The 19,203-nt window shown below is 46.0% G+C and carries 19 protein-coding genes; 5 read left to right on the forward strand and 14 right to left on the reverse strand.

Annotation, left to right across the window (positions count from 1 at the left end; all coding sequences use genetic code 11):
• Positions 1-96: 96 nt before the first annotated feature.
• The 6 genes from DW896_RS14405 to DW896_RS14430 all read right to left on the reverse strand — a co-directional run bounded on the left by DW896_RS14405 (position 97) and on the right by DW896_RS14430 (position 3,225).
• Positions 97-324 (reverse strand): hypothetical protein, encoded by a 228-nt coding sequence (locus DW896_RS14405; RefSeq protein ID WP_119993390.1) that lies wholly within the window; start codon positions 322-324, stop codon positions 97-99.
• Between the two features lie 115 nt (positions 325-439).
• On the reverse strand, positions 440-937 hold the full coding sequence (locus DW896_RS14410) for a hypothetical protein (protein WP_061411836.1): 498 nt from the start codon (positions 935-937) through the stop codon (positions 440-442).
• A 195-nt stretch (positions 938-1,132) separates the two neighbouring features.
• Entirely contained in the window at positions 1,133-1,594 is a 462-nt protein-coding gene (locus DW896_RS14415) for a DUF6808 domain-containing protein (protein ID WP_119962310.1), read from the reverse strand.
• Positions 1,591-2,115 carry a glycoside hydrolase family 108 protein gene (locus DW896_RS14420; RefSeq protein ID WP_119962309.1) on the reverse strand — a complete coding sequence of 175 codons (525 nt, stop codon included), beginning with the start codon at positions 2,113-2,115 and terminating at the stop codon, positions 1,591-1,593. Before DW896_RS14420 ends, DW896_RS14415 begins: the two co-directional genes overlap by 4 nt.
• A 22-nt stretch (positions 2,116-2,137) precedes the next feature.
• Positions 2,138-2,479 carry a hypothetical protein gene (locus DW896_RS14425; RefSeq protein WP_119958097.1) on the reverse strand — a complete coding sequence of 114 codons (342 nt, stop codon included), beginning with the start codon at positions 2,477-2,479 and terminating at the stop codon, positions 2,138-2,140.
• A gap of 146 nt (positions 2,480-2,625) precedes the next feature.
• On the reverse strand, positions 2,626-3,225 hold the full coding sequence (locus DW896_RS14430; RefSeq protein WP_117599663.1) for a master DNA invertase Mpi family serine-type recombinase: 600 nt from the start codon (positions 3,223-3,225) through the stop codon (positions 2,626-2,628).
• Between the two features lie 77 nt (positions 3,226-3,302).
• Here DW896_RS14430 and DW896_RS14435 point away from each other — a divergent pair, with 77 nt between their 5' ends.
• The 5 genes from DW896_RS14435 (at position 3,303) to DW896_RS14455 (ending at position 5,693) form a co-directional block, all read left to right on the forward strand.
• The gene (locus DW896_RS14435) at positions 3,303-3,680 is read left to right on the forward strand and encodes a hypothetical protein (protein WP_120096305.1); all 378 of its coding nucleotides are present in this window, start codon (positions 3,303-3,305) and stop codon (positions 3,678-3,680) included.
• A gap of 133 nt (positions 3,681-3,813) precedes the next feature.
• On the forward strand, positions 3,814-4,170 hold the full coding sequence (locus DW896_RS14440) for a hypothetical protein (RefSeq protein WP_119993392.1): 357 nt from the start codon (positions 3,814-3,816) through the stop codon (positions 4,168-4,170).
• 66 nt (positions 4,171-4,236) lie between these two features.
• Entirely contained in the window at positions 4,237-4,578 is a 342-nt protein-coding gene (locus DW896_RS14445) for a hypothetical protein (protein WP_117965667.1), read from the forward strand.
• 60 nt (positions 4,579-4,638) lie between these two features.
• Complete coding sequence (locus DW896_RS14450; RefSeq protein ID WP_119993394.1) at positions 4,639-5,037, forward strand: hypothetical protein; 399 nt, start codon at positions 4,639-4,641, stop codon at positions 5,035-5,037.
• Positions 5,038-5,111: 74 nt separating this feature from the next.
• Positions 5,112-5,693, forward strand: a complete 582-nt coding sequence (locus DW896_RS14455; RefSeq protein WP_117945645.1) for a hypothetical protein — start codon at positions 5,112-5,114, stop codon at positions 5,691-5,693.
• A gap of 1,113 nt (positions 5,694-6,806) precedes the next feature.
• Here the strand turns inward: DW896_RS14455 and DW896_RS14460 are convergent.
• From DW896_RS14460 to DW896_RS14500, 8 genes are all read right to left on the reverse strand, one after another.
• Positions 6,807-7,343 (reverse strand): hypothetical protein, encoded by a 537-nt coding sequence (locus DW896_RS14460; protein WP_119993396.1) that lies wholly within the window; start codon positions 7,341-7,343, stop codon positions 6,807-6,809.
• Positions 7,344-7,383: 40 nt separating this feature from the next.
• Positions 7,384-8,223 (reverse strand): hypothetical protein, encoded by an 840-nt coding sequence (locus DW896_RS14465; RefSeq protein WP_117965684.1) that lies wholly within the window; start codon positions 8,221-8,223, stop codon positions 7,384-7,386.
• Between the two features lies 1 nt (position 8,224).
• The gene (locus DW896_RS14470) at positions 8,225-9,220 is read right to left on the reverse strand and encodes a hypothetical protein (RefSeq protein WP_243634826.1); all 996 of its coding nucleotides are present in this window, start codon (positions 9,218-9,220) and stop codon (positions 8,225-8,227) included.
• 40 nt (positions 9,221-9,260) lie between these two features.
• Positions 9,261-9,545 (reverse strand): hypothetical protein, encoded by a 285-nt coding sequence (locus tag DW896_RS14475; RefSeq protein WP_119993400.1) that lies wholly within the window; start codon positions 9,543-9,545, stop codon positions 9,261-9,263.
• An 18-nt stretch (positions 9,546-9,563) separates the two neighbouring features.
• Positions 9,564-10,721 (reverse strand): hypothetical protein, encoded by a 1,158-nt coding sequence (locus DW896_RS14480; RefSeq protein WP_243634827.1) that lies wholly within the window; start codon positions 10,719-10,721, stop codon positions 9,564-9,566.
• 204 nt (positions 10,722-10,925) lie between these two features.
• Positions 10,926-13,583, reverse strand: coding sequence for a hypothetical protein (locus DW896_RS14490; RefSeq protein WP_119993405.1), 2,658 nt, complete (start codon positions 13,581-13,583; stop codon positions 10,926-10,928).
• 73 nt (positions 13,584-13,656) lie between these two features.
• Complete coding sequence (locus tag DW896_RS14495; protein WP_119993407.1) at positions 13,657-15,699, reverse strand: hypothetical protein; 2,043 nt, start codon at positions 15,697-15,699, stop codon at positions 13,657-13,659.
• A 9-nt stretch (positions 15,700-15,708) separates the two neighbouring features.
• Positions 15,709-19,203, reverse strand: a complete 3,495-nt coding sequence (locus DW896_RS14500; protein WP_119993409.1) for a hypothetical protein — start codon at positions 19,201-19,203, stop codon at positions 15,709-15,711.

Genomic DNA, 19,203 nt, shown 5'->3' on the forward strand with positions numbered 1-19,203 from the left:
TATAACTGAATCCCGTTTCTATTTACACAAAATTATGGATACTGCCATAATAAATAATGTAGGAGGCTAATATTGGTCTCCTACGCTCCTACAGTCCTACATATTATCTTCCATATGCTCCTTCAACCTATATAACCGGTCAATAGCCGGGTTATAGAATGCATCCGGATAATGCTGCTTAATATCGCAGATATTCGCATTAACATACATGGAGGTATCAAAAATATGTTCTGCCTCACTTAATGTCACCTCTTTGGGTAATAGTGCGTTCTCAGCCCATTTCATTAAGGCATTCACGCTTTCTTCGTCATAATTGTATGCCATATTTTTTTGTTGCAAAGATAAATCATAGCAGAGAGAAGCCAAAGAAAAAAGGTCGCTTATTGGACTGCTTTACCTATCAAAACCTTACGATGTAAGAATGATGGATGCCTATTACCTAATCCCACCAAGAAAACAACTTGTAAGTTCTGATTTTATTATATAGATACCACGCCTTATATCTTCTCAATTCCTCTTTATGAATAATTTCAATATCATAATCATCTGTCGGGAAATTAAATAGGCAGAACCTTGATGCATTTTTAGTGTTAATGTATAGATTCCTACAAGCTATTATATGCGGACTTTCTACCATTTCATACATACCGTCATCTCTACGCATAGTCTTCATTCCTGAAAATTCCAACTGCAAATTATCTTTTTCGAGCACAATATCCAATAGGCCAATGCAAAGTTGCAAGTCTCTTGCCACTATAGGCATTTTATCCGAACGCGTACACTTTTTAAAGTATTCATACATTTCTATTATTTTCTTGCGCTCTATTTCCAATAAAAACGTATAATCCCAATCAAAATCCTTTTCTAAAAGCCTGCACCACGAATTAATCTTTGCACGTTTATAGTTGGACTCAGACCTATTTCTTCTCTGTTTCATATCTAATACTATTATTATTTGTTCTTACTTTCAGATAATCATATCTGAGCTTATATCAACTTAGATATAAAAGAAAGTAGGCACTGGAATACTTTTAACTAATCATTTCTTGTATAAAAAGCCCCGACGGAAGCCGGGGCCACTTATCAAATGAATGATAAGTAAAACTACTACAGCAACAAAGGTATGTTTTTTCTACCACATAAACAAATTATAACTCACCCCACCACCGACATAAAAACCACCCGGATAGCCATATCCTACCTGCAACCCTAATCCCCAACGCTTCTTCTTCGACTTGATGGGAACCGGATGATAGACGTCATTCGTCACTGTCTGATACACAGTTCTTGGGAATATCTGTAAACTATCCAGCCGAGGGTCTACATATCCGCTCACCACAGCCCGATACGAGCTGTCTGAATACACTACTTGTCGGCGATGAAGCAGCGTATCACCTATCCGTGTCGTATCATCCGGCACGAAACGCCAGAATACTGCCATCGGTGCAGAGATAAGCATCGTATCTACCTTGACAACCGTCTTTATCTTCGTCTCTACACGAACTTCAGCCGGAGGCTGCTCATGCGGACGGAACCAAACCACTATACAAGCAATTGCCAGCAGTACAATTAATATCCACGGTAACTTTTTCATTCCTCGAATCTCAAATCATTAATCCGATTCATCCAACCTCTCTTAAATTTATTGTTCGCCGGACGTTTTTTGCATATATCCTCGATGAAATCGAACCGTGCAATCTTGATCTGGTCGAACAACTCACGCGGGTTCCTGGCATTCACCGCAGCAAGTGTCTTAGGACCTACTATTCCATCCACAGTAACACCAAGCAAACGTTGAGGAATCTTTATTCCGTGTGCACCGGATGCCCACACCCAATCGACAAGGATATTAGCAACTGATTGCGATTTAATATCGTCAGCTTTCCATCTGTCCCAATAATGCGGCTTGAGCACCCGTTTAACGACATCCTCACGGGTAAGCAGATGCAGGTCATCTACGTCTATATCACCGTCGCCGTCCTTGTCATAGCCGCATGACTTCCACGTACCGATAGTCACACCCATATTTGTAGCACCTCCAAGGTCTGCCGGGTCATTCACGAAACCGCCTTCCCATTTTAGGATAAACGGTGCAAGTTGATTCACATTCGCCATTTCAATTTTCCTCCTTATTCAATTAATACCCATTTTGCGGTTCTCTATCACCGCACTTCTTTCTCTCACACCGTTTCAGTGCTAGTTCCAGTTTCAAGTCAGAATTAGTTTCCTTCAGTGTAAACAGCTCATCCTGTGCCTTACGGAGCCGGTCAGTCTGCTCCACAAACCGCTGTTCCTTCTCCGAAAGCTGCTTCTGCAGGAACTCGTTGTACTCCCGTAATGCCTTGAACTCCTCTACATCAGCATGTGCGTCCTCAATACGCGCATTGGTTTTGCGCGACATCCACCACTTAATAAGCTGCTTGATGCCCTCGATGCCACCGAGTGCGGTCACCAGCATAACCCAATCATTCATACCCATTTTATTGCTTTATTTATAACCATCAAATTGTCAGACAACCACAAAAGTAAGTAAGCTTATGTCAAACATGCTGCCAATTCGAGATTTTCCACTGACACAGAATGTCAATGCAAAGATAGATATGGATGTAGCCTTCAAAAAGGACATTATTTTTTTGACATTCTCCGCAAATGGTCATCCAATGTTTTAGGGTTACATTTAAGCTTACGACATATGGCTGCCTTTGAATAACCATATTCGAGCATAGTTCTAATGAGAGGTTCTTTTCCTGTAAGCTTGTAATGCGTGTTTTTATCCCCCTTTTTCCGACCAAGTCGTATTCCTGCAGCTTTTCTGTAAGCAAGGGCCTCCTTGGTTCGCTGACTGATCAAATCACGTTCAATTTCAGCGGATAAACCGAAAGCGAATGCCAATACCTTACTGTTGATGTTATTACCTAATTCGTAACGCTCCTTGACAGTAAGAACGCAAGTCTCCTTAATCATACAGAGGTGAAGCATTGACATAATACCCATCAGGTTTCTTCCTAATCGGCTGATTTCTGTTATGATTAGAGTGTCGCCTTTCTTCATCCTCTTGAGAAGCGGACCTAATTTCCTATCGTTAGCAATTTTTGTGCCGGAAACCTTCTCGGACACCCATTTATCTATTACAAGTCCTTTTTCCGTTGCAAATTTCTGGACTTCGAACCTTTGGTTCTCGACTGTTTGTTTGTCAGTGCTAACCCTAATGTATGCGTAAACCATTTTTAGCCGTGAAGGTAGTCTTATTCAACAGCCTAACCAAAAAGGGTATTCTAATGACCCTCAAAAGTACAAGGGATATGATAGAGAAGGTTCTGATAACAGACACAAACGTGATAAATGCTATCACAAGGCAGCTCAATATAAAGAATATCAGGAATGAGATGTTCCCTACCTGGAGACTGACATTGCAACCGGGGGAGGAATACGATTTGAAGACATCCTATTATGGAATGTACATGGTTCGATGGGCTGATGCTGGGGCGACAGCCCTGATAATGATCGGCGCCGGAGTATCGGCCAATATATTGTTGAATAATGGTGCGAGTATTTCCACGGACTTCACAGAGGTCGGCAAGATTATTTTGAATAAGAAGGCTGTCAATGGCACTGTATTTGTTAAGAACAACGGAAATAAAGAAACGGGAATAAATGTCATGCAGATAACTAATTATTAGCAGGGGTTATTCCCCTGCCTTCCTTACTCGTTCTCGATATAAATTGCTCAGTAACTTTTACTTTTATTGTGCTCATTGTTGTTTATTACTTATTTCCGTCATATCCTTTGACCCTCAAAAGTACAAGGGATATATGATAGAGAAGGTAAACATAAGCCAAGTAATGAACCAGTATCAGATAGTAACTGATGCAGACCATGTGTATGTGGAAAAAGGGAATAGCCAAGGGAAGATTAAGAAAAACGATTTTTTCAACTTACTTCCATTTAAGAATTATGGTATTGTAGAAGGTTCCTTGGATGAAATAGGTTCCGGATTTGGCTACAATTCAAATGGAGATGGTTCTGGTATTTCTGGTATGTTTCTTTGCGTTAACTATAGTCAGTGTAGGTTTCAACTAAAATCCGATTTATTGGGAAATACTTTAAAAGTCAGGAGCAGCAATTTTTACGGGGAATGGACGAACTGGAAGTCCATATCATTTACTTGATTGACAGTAGAGCTCATAACAATCTTTTTCCCGTCATATCCTTTGACCCTCAAAAGTACAAGGGATATGATAGAAAAGGTTAATATAACAGATGCCAATGTGGTTGAGTTAATCAGAGAAAAACTGCCTGCTGCAACAGAAGCAAACAAGGGGCTTATGCAAGCTAATGGATTTGAACAAGGTAAGAATATATTAAATAAAGAATACGATAGTAAAATCAGTGCCGGTGTATATTCATCTACTGATAATCTAAATAATATGGGCACTGGAATTTTATTAGCGCTAAGAGGGTTTCAATACACAGCCCATTTATATATTACCAACTCTGCAAGAATATATATTAAAACCATTCGTAGCAATGGAGAGGTTTTGAAAGATTGGACGTTAATAAATAATACCAAAATATAAGAGACTTTTGGAGTATCCGTTTTCCTATCCTATCCTTTGACCCTCAAAAGTACAAGGGATATGATAGAGAAGGTAAACATAAGTCAAGTAATGAACCAGTGCCAGATAGTAACAGATGCAGACTATGTGTACGTGGAAAAAGAAAATAGCCAGGGAAAGATTGATAAGGATACAATATCATCTTTGTTGCCAATTAAGAATATCGGTATTACCGATGTAACAGATTTAAATGAAGCTTATAAAATTTGTAATGCAGGACTAAGCATTTTACATATTGCTCTTACCATGAATTCACCTGTTGATTATGGAATTTGTATTCATGTACAACGCACATATCGTGGTAATGTTACTGGTAGCCAATTTATCTTTCAGATAGTAAGCGGTGGTGAAAGGACATACATTAGAGAAGGAAGTGGAACAACATCTTTTATTAATTATACTGATTGGAGGGAAATATAATTTACCTATAATAGAGCAATTTATTCATTCTACTTTTTCATTCGTATCTTCTGACCCTCAAAAGTACAAGGGATATGATAGAGAAAGTAAACATAAGTCAAGCAATGAACCAGTGTCAGATAGTGACTGATACAAACTATGTGTATGTGGAACTGGCAGATGGTAGTCAGGGGAAAATAAAGAAAAGTGATTTGGCAAATGTGATGAATACATTAATAGGAGGCTTATTTCCAAAGTTATTTTCCACTCCTTCAGCTGGAAATGTAAAAGGCTTTATAATTAGAACAGCAATAAGTACGGCACAATATCGTGCCATAAGGTTGCAATGCTCTATAGGTTTTAACCAAAACAATATGAGTAATGAGAATTTCTCTGTTAATATAAAGTATTGGGAGAACAAATTCGCAGACAGTCGTCTATCCAAAGAAAATTACAGTTCAACAATATGTAACTATATCGTATGCTACGTTGATAATGACAATACTTTCAGTTTTTATTTAAACAGTAAATACCCAAACCATTCTGGCGGCTATCTTATGTTGTATGCCATATCAAATGTTAATGGAAACAAGAACCAAATTCTCTCCATGGAAGCGGTAACATCGGAATATGTTATTGGCTCTCATTCCAAGGAAAATAAAATTACCATTTCATAAGTCTTTCCAATTTTCTGCCTATAATTAAAATCCGTCCTATCCTCACGGACAAGACGGAAAGTCTGTATTAACTAATTGATTAAGTGTAAGTTCTATAAATTCCAACTCTTCGGACTTTACTTTATAGAACAAGAACTACTTACTATGCCTAAAAGACATGTGGTAAAATTAATAATAATCAATCAGAATGCCAAACAAAACCCGCTCAAACCATCTCGGCTTGAACGGGCTTAATTTGCGCACATTGGACATCCATTATAAAAGGTATGAAGTGTAATTTAACAAGCAAACAAACATTCTGTCCAATGCGCAAAAGAAAGAGATAGGGTGGCAACCCGAATTCAACTTTATGGCGTTCCCAATGCCTTCTAAGTACATGCTCTATCTTCACAAATAAGGCATGATTATCGGGTTGTCAATGCACCAAAGGTATGATTTTTATTTCAAAGGAACAAATCCTATATTACAAGACATGCTGAAAAAAGGGAAGTCAATGGTTTGTTTGAATTCTCTTGTAACCCGTTCCGGCCATCTCGGTCAGAACGGGCAGAATACTTCTTGTCAATGCAGTCCATTCATGGGGTAGACTGCATAAAACCTAAACACTTAACTGGAATAATTGGCGGCATTACCCACCAAAAGCATCCGATCTTCACAGACTGAGAATACTTTCATTATTCCAAAGAATAAAATAGTATTAGTTAAGTAGTATATCGGCTAACTATACAAAGTTACAGTATTTAGTCGGAAACAGCAACCATCTAAGTAAAAACATCCCGATACTTCACAGACCGGGATGCAATGCCAAACAAAGAGAGTTTCCGAATGAAAATCAATATGAACAAAATGTCTTTAAACCTTAATGCAACTAATACCTATTGTCTAACCATAACAACTACAAGTTACTGATAACTTTTAAGACATAAACCATAGTACAAAATTGATGCCAGAATGATTGCGCAACAATATTGCATTCATTTTCATTAATATAAGGCAAAATCCTCTTTTGATAATACTGTGGAATATTGTGGAGTACTCCACGGTATTGTGGAATAATTCCACAGTTTTAAGCAAGAGTTGGTGTCTTTCACCCTGACCGTCCTGCAAAGCCCATTACGTTGATATGTCTGTTAACGATATATATTTCCATGAAGACCACTCATCTTTCCCGTTGGCAGTGACACACTTTCTTACAAGGATAAAGTTTTTCCTTGCAGGAAAATCAATATGTATTGTATATTCATCTATGTACAAGACCAAGAGCACACCATGCGCGCCATAGGAAGTCCCCGTACCGATTATGGGGTCCCCATGCTTATACACACCAGGTTTCTTGAGGTTATCTATAACTTCTTGACTGTTATATATAAAGGAGCCTCTTGCACATAATATGTCACTCAAAAAAGAATCCAACGGTTCTAAAATGCCCTCTCCCTGGGTGTTCAGCCCGCGTATCTGAGCAATTATTCCGTTAGGCAAACCTTTCTCCACTTCTGACAACTTAATCTTTTCCATCATACCTTTGTACTTTTGAGGGTCGTCATTTTCGGATAAAAACGACAACCGGTTTAACATTTTGTTTTTATTCTCGTTTTGTAAATTTAAAATCAAATGAATGTGATGGTGCTGTAGCCTTACCACAATAGCCATTTCACCACCTCGCTTTTATAAAAAACTTTCATACACTCTTTTATTTTTTAAATACACACCAATAGGTAATATCCCCATCGGCATATCTAAACCCGATTAATTCATGATATCCGTAAGCATCTACTATATCATAACTTGACGCAGAATCAAGTATAGAGCCATTGGGCGCAATCCTCACATTGGCAGATGCAGTGGTTAAAGTTACGGAAAGGGGAACCCTTGTCGCAATAGGAAACAACATCTTCATTTCCTGGCAAGTGCCAGCTTCCAGTTCCGGTAAAGGCCCCAAATTCTTCGGATAAAGTATTATAGAGCCATTAGGTAATTCATTGTCTGAATTTGTACAAACCTTCAGATTCATTGTCTCGGCTGTAATGTCACCCTGCAAGTCAACACTCCGCCCATAAAGGCTCCCTCTCAGGAAGTCAATCAGCAGGTTCGGACGGAACCCGTTCGCCGGATTCATCGGATCACTGTAATTGAAGTCCTTGTACCCACCCTCCGTCTCCACGGCCGAACCGTCCGCTCTCACCCCGTACTGGGAGAACATGTACTGCCCGTAGAATACGGCGCTCGCCAGTTTTGCGAAGTTCGCCATCAGAATCTCGACGAACGAATACCTGACCTTGTCCATCAGCACCCAGGTGGCCTTGCTGCCGTTGGCCGCATAGTCCTTTTTCGGATTAATATTCTTAAAAGTGCCCTCCTTGTTCAATACGTAATACTGCCCCTCACACAGCACCATGGGTGCGGACAGTGGGGTACGGGTATAGGATACGGATGCCGCGTACTCCCCGGTCGGATAGACCAGTGGGCCGACCGGTCCCTGCTGGAGATACTTCACTTCTCCCGTCTTGCTTGCCAACGCTTTCTTTGCCATATCATGCTGCCGTTGAGATTGTCCATGAAACATTGCCGCCTGCCTGCTGGCACATAGCTTCAGTGCAGGTACCGCTTGCCGCAGCCACATTCGCCGTAGCCGGATTGAGAATGACCCCTGCCGAATCCATAAAGACAAAATAGAACAGCATATTCTTTGCCTTCGTGGTCTGTCCCCTCTTGACAAGGATAGGCGTATAAGTCACCGAACCTCCGGAACCGGAAACAATCGTCTCATCCTCGGGATTGGGATTAGTTATGATGTCGTAGGGGTCTGACAAGTCCATCACCGTCTGCGTGTCAAGGCCTATCAGATTGCCGCCCTGCGACACCTCCACCTTGAAGATACCCGTAGTGTCAACCAGGCTGTCCGTGACGGTCAGACTCTTGCCAGTCTGGTCGACGAGTGTCTGCCAGGCACCGTTAACCATCCTGGACCACTTGTAGGTCAGTCCGGAGGTGATCTCTGACGCTCCACGCCGCGCCATCGCCGTGAGAACGACACTGCCTCCCTTCTCACGGATGGCAAAGTATTTGTCATCTCCGGAAACGATGGTCACCACGTTCTGGTTACCCACACCCTTAGTGATAGGGATGCTGTAGACGAACTGCACCTCATCCGACACGTTGCCCACGGTCACCGTAGCCACCGCCTTGACGCTACAGCTCGCACCGGACGACGCCTTCACCAGGTTCTTCACGATCTGAAGCCCGTAATAGTTCGTAGTGCCTGCCTTGTAGGGAATGAACTTGAAATGACCCGTCTCGCCGCCAAACGTGTTCGTGGAGACGTTGCCCGAGAACTTGACCTCGACGTCATTGAAATACCACCTGATGGAAGAGGGCACCACAATCCCCTCAGCCACCCGTGAGGAGGTGAGAAGGAAGGAGAGCGTCGGCTTCATCGCGGTGAAGTCGGGGGCTATGTTGGTCGGAGCACCCGATTCACCATCATACTCTTGATAGAGGTCGCCTTTGTCGCACATAATCGCTGGCATGTAAACGCCAGACTTTTGCGAAAAGATTACCTGCCCGACCTTACTCGCTACGCTCATCGGTCACCTCCTCCCCGCCTTTATCCATGAAACCCTCCGGAGTGGCGACCTCCACCGGATCTTCCACGCCGTCTATCTCACCCTTGGCCTGCTGCGGGGAAAGGCACACGCCCCCGACTACTGCCGCCCGGTCGAATACCGTATCGCCGGGAAAGCCTGCCACATCGGCCTGCCATAACAGCACATTGCCGTCGGCAGTGCTGTTGCGGATTCCTGCCACTCCCAGCTTGTCCGCAACCTCTCTCGTCACTTTGATATAAAATGCCATACTGCTATCGATTAATGGTTAAACATCCCTTTTCCTTGCCACTATAAACTTACCGCTGTCATCCGTCACGTACTTGCCGTCAGATGCCACCACCGCCGCATACGGGCCCTTGTCAATCACCTTCAGCTGTAGCATCATGCCGTCGGTGCATGGGATGGAGGGCGAGTACCCGGCAGCGGCCAGCACGTATGAGGAGGCGCCGGCCGCCTTCGTGTACCATTCGCACTCAAGGATGGCCTGGGGATTGGGGACAATCCCTGCCGTATCACGGATGACCGGTTTCGGGTATATCATCTTGGTTCCGTCGGCCACCTGCTGCGGAAATCCCTCCCAGTCAATCTCGATGGCGGGAATACGCCTGCGAATGGTGGTGGAGACATAGTCTATGTCACTGTCCGGCTTGGATGAAGGAGCACCGTCCTTCGAGTACGATGCTTTCACAACGTAGGTCTGTTCGTGGCCGATATAGTCCCGGTCTATGGTAAGCACGTTCTTGGCAAGTGATACGAACTCCCAGTCATTGTCGCCGTTACCGTCGGTAATCTGCTCCAGTGCGCCCGTATTCAGCTTCCGATAGAAGAAGAACTTGCACTTGTTGGTTGCTGTGACATCTACATCACCGACAAGCAGTCTGGCGGTGATGGCCTGCCTAGCAATGTCCCGACACGGGTTCCAGTCAAGTGCCGACGGAGAGTCGACCATCAGCTTAGGCTGCGCCTCGCTGCCGTCAACGGCACGGACAAGACAGCTGAAACGGTAGACGTGCGTCTGTCCGGTACGCTTCGCATCGACATACTCGGCGTAGAACTCCAGTGTTACCGGACTGCCGGGAACGGTATTCTTTTTCACCTGAATAGTCCCTTTTGTTGCTCCGGTCTCGGTAATGACATAGCTCTTGTTGGCAGATGTAATCAATGTCCGCACACCGTTCAAGCGCTCGTACCACTTCATGTTGACCAATGACGCGTTGACCGCACCCACCTTGACCACCGCATCCGGGTCGGTAGCATTGCACCGGGGGAACAGCGTCAGGGGGGTAAGCATGTAGTCCGGAGTGTACTCGGCCTTGTCAGCCTGGTACACCTGCACGTCCGGTACGCTGCCGACAACCTCTATCCCGCCGCTGGTCTGGAGAGGGCGGTAGTTGACCTCTATCTTCTTCTGTATAGTCTGCATAATCAAGTATATGAAATGATTGTGACATCCTTATGACCTGTCTTCTTTTCAACCGCCTTTTCAAGACAATCATCCCTACAATCACCATGAACTATTGTGATACGGATTACGGGGAACAATCCAAACACTTTATACCTGTATTCCACTACATGGCTTTTACCAAACTCCACTTTTGACACTCTGCTGACTTGCATAATTCATTTTTTAAAAGGTTATATAATTCATTGTCTCATAATTGTTCTGCCCGTCACGCAGCAATACCCGTGCGACAAACTTGCACCCGGTCATGTTCATATAGTTGGGACCGAGGTCGTTGACCGTCAGCGGCAGCGACTTGCCGGTTTCCGCGTGTGCGACCGCCCAGGCGTTGTCCTCGGTGACGTTGCCCGTGTCGCGCGTCCACTCCACATCAGCGTCAAGTATATGAGCCGTCACGTCACGGTTGTACAGCTCACCGGTAATGGTGAGGGTGGTAGCAAAACGCTCCGCATCGAAGTACCAGCCGTTGCTGCTCTCAATGTCGATGCTGAAATCCGGATTGCCCTCGACCATTGCCCAGCCCGCTGCTCCGTACTTCGGTTCGTCGGTAGTGCCGGAAACAAGACACATCCACTTGCATCCGTAGTGCCACACGGTATCGTACATCATCACACGTACAGTCTCGGTCTGTGCCTCGCGGTCGGCTTGGTAGGGTTCTGCTCCCGTGGCGGTCTCCATGCTCCACTCGCCGCGGTCGTTGGCGATGCGGGGCAATACGCCTTGGAAGTCGATGCGGTGGATGTCCTGCGCTACCAATCCCCGAACGTAGATATAAGAGTGCAGGTAGTTGATGGGCAGGTTGTCGAACAGAGACAGATGCTTCAGCCTGCCGACGATCACCGAATAGTTGCTTTCCTCAAGGACGGGTTTTGTGACCCCGTTAAGCATGCAGATACAATGCTCACGGGATGACAGATACCAATAACCCTGCCGTTCAGTATCAACCGGGTTGCCACGGTGTGATAATATCATCAACGGCTCAGGAGGATAATTCTTGCCACCCGGCACCTCGCTATCAGGGTACATCACAGCGTTGATCGTATTGGCTGAGATGTCAACATGCAAGACACGTAGCCAGGAGGTATAATACTTGCCGCCACCTGATGCAAGGTCATTGACAACACCATATACAACATCGTTTTCTGCCAGTGCAGTAAAGTCGTTATCCCACCGCTTCTTCATCTTCAGGCTGTATGTGCCGTCTTCAAGCTGCGATACACTTTCGATGGTACCGGACTCGGAGAATGAATAGTCGCTTTCCATGGCGGAGAGACGGTTGAAGATAAGCTCAAGGACGGTAAGGCTGTCGCGGACCTCGAGGCGGGACAGCTGCATACGGCCGTCAGGGAATATTCCGGCACCCTTGCCTGCGACCATAGAGTCGATAAACTCGCCGAACTTCAACAGAAAATTTGTGCCGTCAGACTGGTCTTTGCGAAGGAACATATCCTCCATTCCTTCAACGTAACCGGCTTTGTCCGCGTAACCGGCCTTTATCTTCTGACCATTTACCAATAGATAGTTCTCAATATATGAAAGCAACTCAAGCAAATCATAGTTACGGTGTTTGTGACCGACTCCACCACCAGAGCCATAAACGCGGGACATAAAATCTGCCAAAAAATAAGCAATGGCATCCACAGATGTTGTTGACCATTTTTCTGAATACGGATTTTGAACAGGAAACAGTGCCCCCCCGGATAACGATAGATGGGGAAATTCAGCAAGCCGAGGGGGCACTGTAAAAGAACCGACTTCAGGTACGGTAATGTTGAGAACGTCTGTAGGGACATCGGTTCGGGAAAGATTTAGTAATGGACGAGCGTCGGCATACTTGAATGTGAACGTATAATTGCTTGGAAGTTCGCGGTCTGTATAGCTGACATTGCTGTCTGTTACGACTATCCGGCGCAAATAATTACCGGCGTACAGATACTTGCCATTTGACGGGAAGAAATCAAGCAGCCATTTGCGCTCATCTCCATTCAGGTAACCAGTGTTTTTTTGAAACTTCCTCTCTGTGTCTACACGGTATTCTGAAAAAAATTCGTCAATTTCAGCAATATTATGCGTGTGTTCGCCATTGAATACAGTGTTACCATATGCCCGGAATGTATCGACACCTCCCAAAGAGTTTTCAAATAATATCCACTGTTCCTGCTCGGAGCGCATATCCTCAGCATAGTAACGCTGTATATATGTAAGACGCTGGCCGGAGGTGTTCTCGACCCATACATCATAATATGCAGGTAATTTATGTTCCAGCCATCCCGCAACGACAGAGTATTGTAGAGGCATGGTATAAGCTATACCTGGCATCAATTCTGTAACAGTATAATCAGTCTGAGATTTAACAGTTCCAGACTCATCAGTAAAGTATGCGCGGAGTTTGACTGTACCGGCAACCACAGCATAGTAGGTCAGGAATTCCGGAGAATAATAAGTGACCGGCTTTACATTCGGCTGCCAGGTGAGGAAATTCTGTGTCAGGAAATTGGTGGGAGAGTCAGTCAAGCGGTCCACTCCAGAGCGGATAACGCGAAAGGTGATTTCAGTGGAGTCGATGACTGCTGTGAAATCGGCAACCAGGTTGGTTTGCTGATATACCTCTCCGATGTCTTTCAAGCTGTATGACAAAAACGAGTGTACAATTTCATGTATATCTATCTCCATCACTCCGTTTTCGTCAGGAGCATATACCTGAGACACCAGTTCTTTGTCGCCGGCCTTCAGAGTGAATGTCGTCTGCCGGGAAGAGCCGATGATGAAATTCTTCAGGTTCATCGAGAGCGACAGCATGTCGGGCTGTTGGATGATATTCATTTTACATTCTGTTTTTGGTGCGAATTTATGTGGATTGATTGCATGCAGAAAGGACAACGCATCATCAACCGCCTTAATCTGTAATCAATTGGGGAGTCATGTAAACGGACACTCTTCTATAACAGATTTCACCTTCTCCCCGGCGTGGATAATACATATAGCTGTAGTAGTCCGTCCGCTTGTGGTACTGTCCGCCTGCGGCATACTGTTTCTCGGTGGGCGGTGCAAGATAAACGATGGTCATGTCCACCAACGCGCCCGCCTCGAAGCCTGCTGCTGTCCATTCGTCTTCCGTCATTTCGGATAGCGTACAGTTTACCTTCCACTTGTAGGCAGGCATCTTCATCCGTTCGCTCTCGTCCATGGCCATGGTTACGGGCTCCTGGAGCTGCGTAGTGAGCAACGTTGTATCCATTGGCATATTGTTGCCTCCGAGAGTGTACTTCAGCACGTCGATGAGGTATTCCGAACCGCCCAGTGCCACTTTCCGGTAGACGGGGAGGGCTTGCTTCATTGTGTTCGTCATCAGTAGCGGAACTGTTACCTTGTGCAGGGCATTGCGCAGCAAGGTGTCGAAGTCTCGCCAGAATTTTTCATAGATACCGATAGGGCCGTTGTACAGAAGGGAGTAGCCACGCGCGGCATCGTGGTTTGCCCCGACGGGCAGTCCGGTACTGTTACTCAAGGCGAAAGCCAGCATGGGATTCTGGTCATGGGAGGTTTCGGTCAGGTAGGGATCGCTTGTCGTTTCCTCACTTTCCTCACTTTTCGTACTTTCGTCTGCTACCCGGATAGTACTGTTGAGCATCCTTCCTTCTCCGATATAGGGGGCAGTTACGGAATTCCCGTATTCTCTTCCGTTGATAGTGCCCTGCACGAAAAACATTAGGCTGTCGAAACAGAACTGACTGTCGGGCACCTCCACTTCATAGTCATCCAGTCCTTCTTCTCCGGCATAGAACGGCAGGTTTCCGTCGGACACTACCCTGATGACGCCCTCCCTGCCATAGCCCATCCTTACGTATCTGCCGGATGCCATGTCATAGTAGGCCGTGGGGTATTTGCGCTCCAGCTCGGTGGTGCTGTCAAGAGTGCTTCCATTGCTGAGGGAGCTCTTTGACGATAGCTTCAGCTGACGGGCTGTCTCGTAATTGATTTCCGGTTGTCCGGCCAGACAAGCCGTCAAGTCTGTCGGGTTGCGTGCGGCTATCATGTCTTTGAAAAACTCTATGCGGACGGTCTTGGCCACTTCGTCTGGAACAAACTCGCAACAGAACTTCTTGCGGAAGACTTCGAGCAGGGTGGAGCATAGGCAGTCGGGCACCAGGTGGGCCAGCAGGATGGTGCCGTTCACCAGCGCATCGGCAGTATTGTTGATGAACACCATGCTTTTGAAAGGCTCGGTCTCGGTGAAAAAATTCGGTTGCAAGGTATAGCCGAAATAGGAGAAGATACGTTCCAGTAGGTAGGTGGCACGGATGAAGGGCGTAATGTAGTAACCGGGATCAAGTGTGATTATACGGCTGTCCACCTTCTCTGTACGGGCATATGAGTTGTATAAGCCTTGTTTCCTTGTGACTCTGGGACGGACCTGCATCGGCCTTCCATTCTCGTCCATTACGCAGGTGACGTTCACTCCGCGTTTTTCCCCGTCCAGCTCGATGATGACGGGGAAGAGGGTGAAATGCGGATTGGTGTTGTCGAGCAACGAACGGCACCAGTTGATACCCTGCTCTACGGTTTCTACTCCGGGTACGGTCTCGCTGCCGAAAACGGCCGGTACGGCAACTTTCTCGATGCGCGAAAGGAAACTGCCCTCGTTCATGTAGAATGTCGTCGTTATCTTCTCTTTCCGCTTGGCACCGAGTATGGCTTGCCGGGCGGTCACACAGTAGTCACCGTCTCGGATGCTGCATGTGATGTCTGTCTGCGGCTTTTTACGGTTGGCCACCATATCGGGGTAACCGGTCAGTTCCCGGTTCAGGTCTGTATCCGGGAGAACTACCGGAAGTGACTGCTCACCATAATCATTGAAGAACAGATTCGGACGTTCGATTTCAATTTGCGTGTCAGGTGCCAGTTGATAGGCTTTTCCTGAAGAATGTACTATTTTCATGATGAAATGTTATTTGCTTCCTATTTTACGCGAACGGTTCCGCAATTCCTGCTTGCGTTCAAGTTCAGATAGAGTGACGGATGCTGGGATGCCTTCTTCATCAATACGGATGATTGCATTGGCCAGGCGTTCCATCAGTCTTGGAGGCAGAGAGGTTCCTGATGGCGCAGGCGGTACCGGCACTGCAGATTTCTGGGCATCAATGGAGCCACCGGATGAATAACCGGCCATTCGAGCACGGATTGCCTGGTTAAGGTCAAGTGTCCTTATGGTACCGGCCTGCTGGGACTTGTCCAGTATGTCAAGTATCGGTGCGACGGTAGGGTTGCTTACAGCTGCATTGCTGGCCACCCATTCTTTGGATTGTCCGGAAGGCCCTTCACCTACTATGACAGTAGGACGGTCAATGAATCCCCGTGCATCAGGGTCGTAGTCGGCATCGGGAAAGAGCTTTCCATCCTGGGCGCGCCGGACATCAATCTTGCCTCCGGACTGGCGACCAGTGGCAACGCGTGCGCCGGTACCGGAACTGCCGGAATTACTGCCGGAAAGAGTCATATTTTTGATTTTATCCCGTTCAGCTTTGGCACTGGCCAATTGTGCGGCTCCGGTCACGCCCATAAGGGCTGCTGCGATTGAACCCGCAATCGGTCCCAAATCTGCATATGCTTTCATGATTGACACAGCTGTGTCTGCGATGATTTGTGATGCCTTGATTGCAAAATTCACGTCCGCATATTTTTTCTGTATATCAAGCTTTTTTTGGGCCTTTTCGTTTTCCAGACGTTCCACTTCTTCCGTATTACCTTGGGCTGCCTCAATTTCCGCATCATATTTTGCATCGACCTGGTCCATTTCCGCTTGCTGCAATGCTTGAATGGCCCCGGAAAACAGACTGGAATAATAGTCAAACTGCTTTTTATAACTGTCCCGTTTGAGGTTCTGGACGGCTTGCTCATATTGTTCCTCAGTCAGAAATTGCTGTTCACGTGCGAGCCTGAGCTGTTCCAGTTCCGCATTGAACCGTTCCTGCTGTGTAGACAAGCCATACTGGTCACGAATGGACTGGATACGTTGTTGGTGTTCGGATTCAAGTTGTTCCTTAGCTCCAAGGTAGGCACTGTCCAATTCTGTCGTATCAAGATTGTTTTTCTCAGCCATTTCCTTGCGCGCCTGGTAGGATGCCTCAAGAACCTTGAGTTGCGCGGCATAGTCTTCATCAACTGTAGTAACCTTGAACTCTGATTTGAAGTCCTTGACAAGGGTATTCAGCTTTTCCTGCAGTGAAGCACGCTTGGCATTCGCCGCCTTCTCCGCATCAATGACACGTTGATTGGACTTCCGGACGAGATTTTCCTTGGTTTCTGCATTGGAAATGGCCATGGATATGGCGTCCTCATAATAAGACTGTTCTATGATGAGCCTATTTTCCGCATACGATTTTTCAAGTTCGAGTACCAGCATTTCATATTGTTCCTTACTCATTTTTCCTGATGCCAGAAAAGCTGAAAGAGCGGCAAACGAATCATTATACCATTTCTGTTGGGATTGCAGTTCTTCCTCCCTTAATGCTTCAAGAGACTTGGCAGCTTCCTGCTCCGTAGAGACTTTTGCTTTCTGCTCTTTTTCTGCAGCCGACTTTGCTTCTTTGGCAGCCTTTTCAGCCTTCTTCCTGGTCGCGTCAGAGTCCTCTGCCGGGAAACGTTTGTTGTATATTTCTTGGGCTATTTCCACATACTCACCGGCAGCATCCTTATTGTTCTTTATCCAGGCTTGCAACTGAACCTTCTCCATCTTGTTGAAGTTCTGGCGTGCTTCTGCAAGCTTCTGCTGGTTCTTGACGGTTTCTTCAATAGTCTGGCCGTTCAGTTGTTTCAATTTCTCTTCGGCACCCAGAATGAGGTCACCATACTTTTTTATATCCTGCTCTATTTGTGGAAGAGCTTCAGTATTGATGTATGCTGTCGGTGCCGCAAACATGCCGTTGCTCTGGAAAACAGTCCTTCCACCTTGTTTCTGCTGTTCCAGCAGATTCTTATATGCCTGGCGATATTCTTCCAATTGCTCTGTTGTTTCCCGGATGGCTTTCTGATTCTCAAACTTTAGCAGCGCCCTTTGTTTCTTAAGGAATTCCTCCACCTTTTCGCCTGAAATTTCGATGGCATTCCCGTACTGGTCGAATGCTGTCGCTGCGCCAGGTACCATGTTCCTTATCTGGGCTATGACATTGGCCAACTCTTTCTGTTCCTCAGCGGAACGGGAGGACTTGCCGGTCAGTTCCTCGTATCGGTTCAACAGTCCCGGCAATGCGCTCTCAAGCTGTACCATCTTGTCGAAATGGTTCTCGTAAGTTTCCGTATAAGTGGTGAACATTTCCCCAAGTTTAGTGAAGAATCCATTGGCATACTTCAACATGGATTTCCAGAACGGCTCCAGCTTTTTTCCCACTTTATTGAAAAAGGCATCCATTGTGTCTCCAAGGTTGGACTGGATTCCTTCAAGTTCCTGCATCTGCACGGCCATGGAACCGGCAATGCCGTCGACACGACCGAGAGAAAGAAGATAATCCTTGATGGCATCCTCAGAATTGCGCACTTCGGTAGTCACTCCCCGGAAAGAGAACTTTGTAGTCTCCCCGGATTTGGAAGCCTTGATACCGAACTCCTTCAGACGTTCGTTCTCCCCGGTCATCGCATCAAGTATAGCCTCAATGAGCTGATCGACGGACTTTCCTTGGGAAGCGGCAAGGTCTCCCATGTTGACAAGCTCCTGGCTGGTAGGCTTGACCCCACGATTAACCAGCTTGATATATGCTTCAGTCCATTCCTGCAAGGACGATGGGGTGTCTGCTGCCAATTGCTGAAGCATCTTCATGGCATCATTGGCCTTCTTCTGCGACTGGAAAGTATTCCGAAGGACTGCCTCGTATTTGGCGAATTCCTTGCGTGTCTCGTATGCCTGGTTATGGACATCCTTAAGCCATCCGACAACCTTAACGGCAATGAAAGCCTTGGCTGCCATTTTTAACTTGGACATCCAATTCACGCTGTTGCCGAACTCATTGTTCATGTTGTTACCTGCACTGCGTAACTCGCTCATGCGGGCACGGACTTCTCTGAGACGGGTATTGAGTTTGGCATATTCTTCCGGATTCGCAGATTCAGTCATATCATCCAAAGCAGCGGAAAGCTCCTTAGCTTCTTTCTTGAGCTGTCTCATGGTGAGATCGTTGACTTTCAAGTTACGGGTCAGCAGACTTATTTTCTCATTGTTTTTGGAAATTTTGGCAGTATAGTCTTTGCACTCTTTCGCAAGGTTCTGATAGTCTTTCGTGTTCTTTTTGCCTTGGGCTTCGAGCTCCACCATAGCCTTGCGGCGTTCGGCCTCTTCCTTTTTCAAAGCCTTGGTTTCCTTGGTCAGTGTATGCAGCTCTTCCTGAAGCTTGGAACTGTCACCTGAGATTATGAGTTTGATTTCGTCTTCGGATAAATGCTTTTTTGCCAT

This window comes from Bacteroides sp. AM41-16 (genome assembly GCF_003603495.1).
Lineage (GTDB): Bacteria > Bacteroidota > Bacteroidia > Bacteroidales > Bacteroidaceae > Bacteroides > Bacteroides uniformis.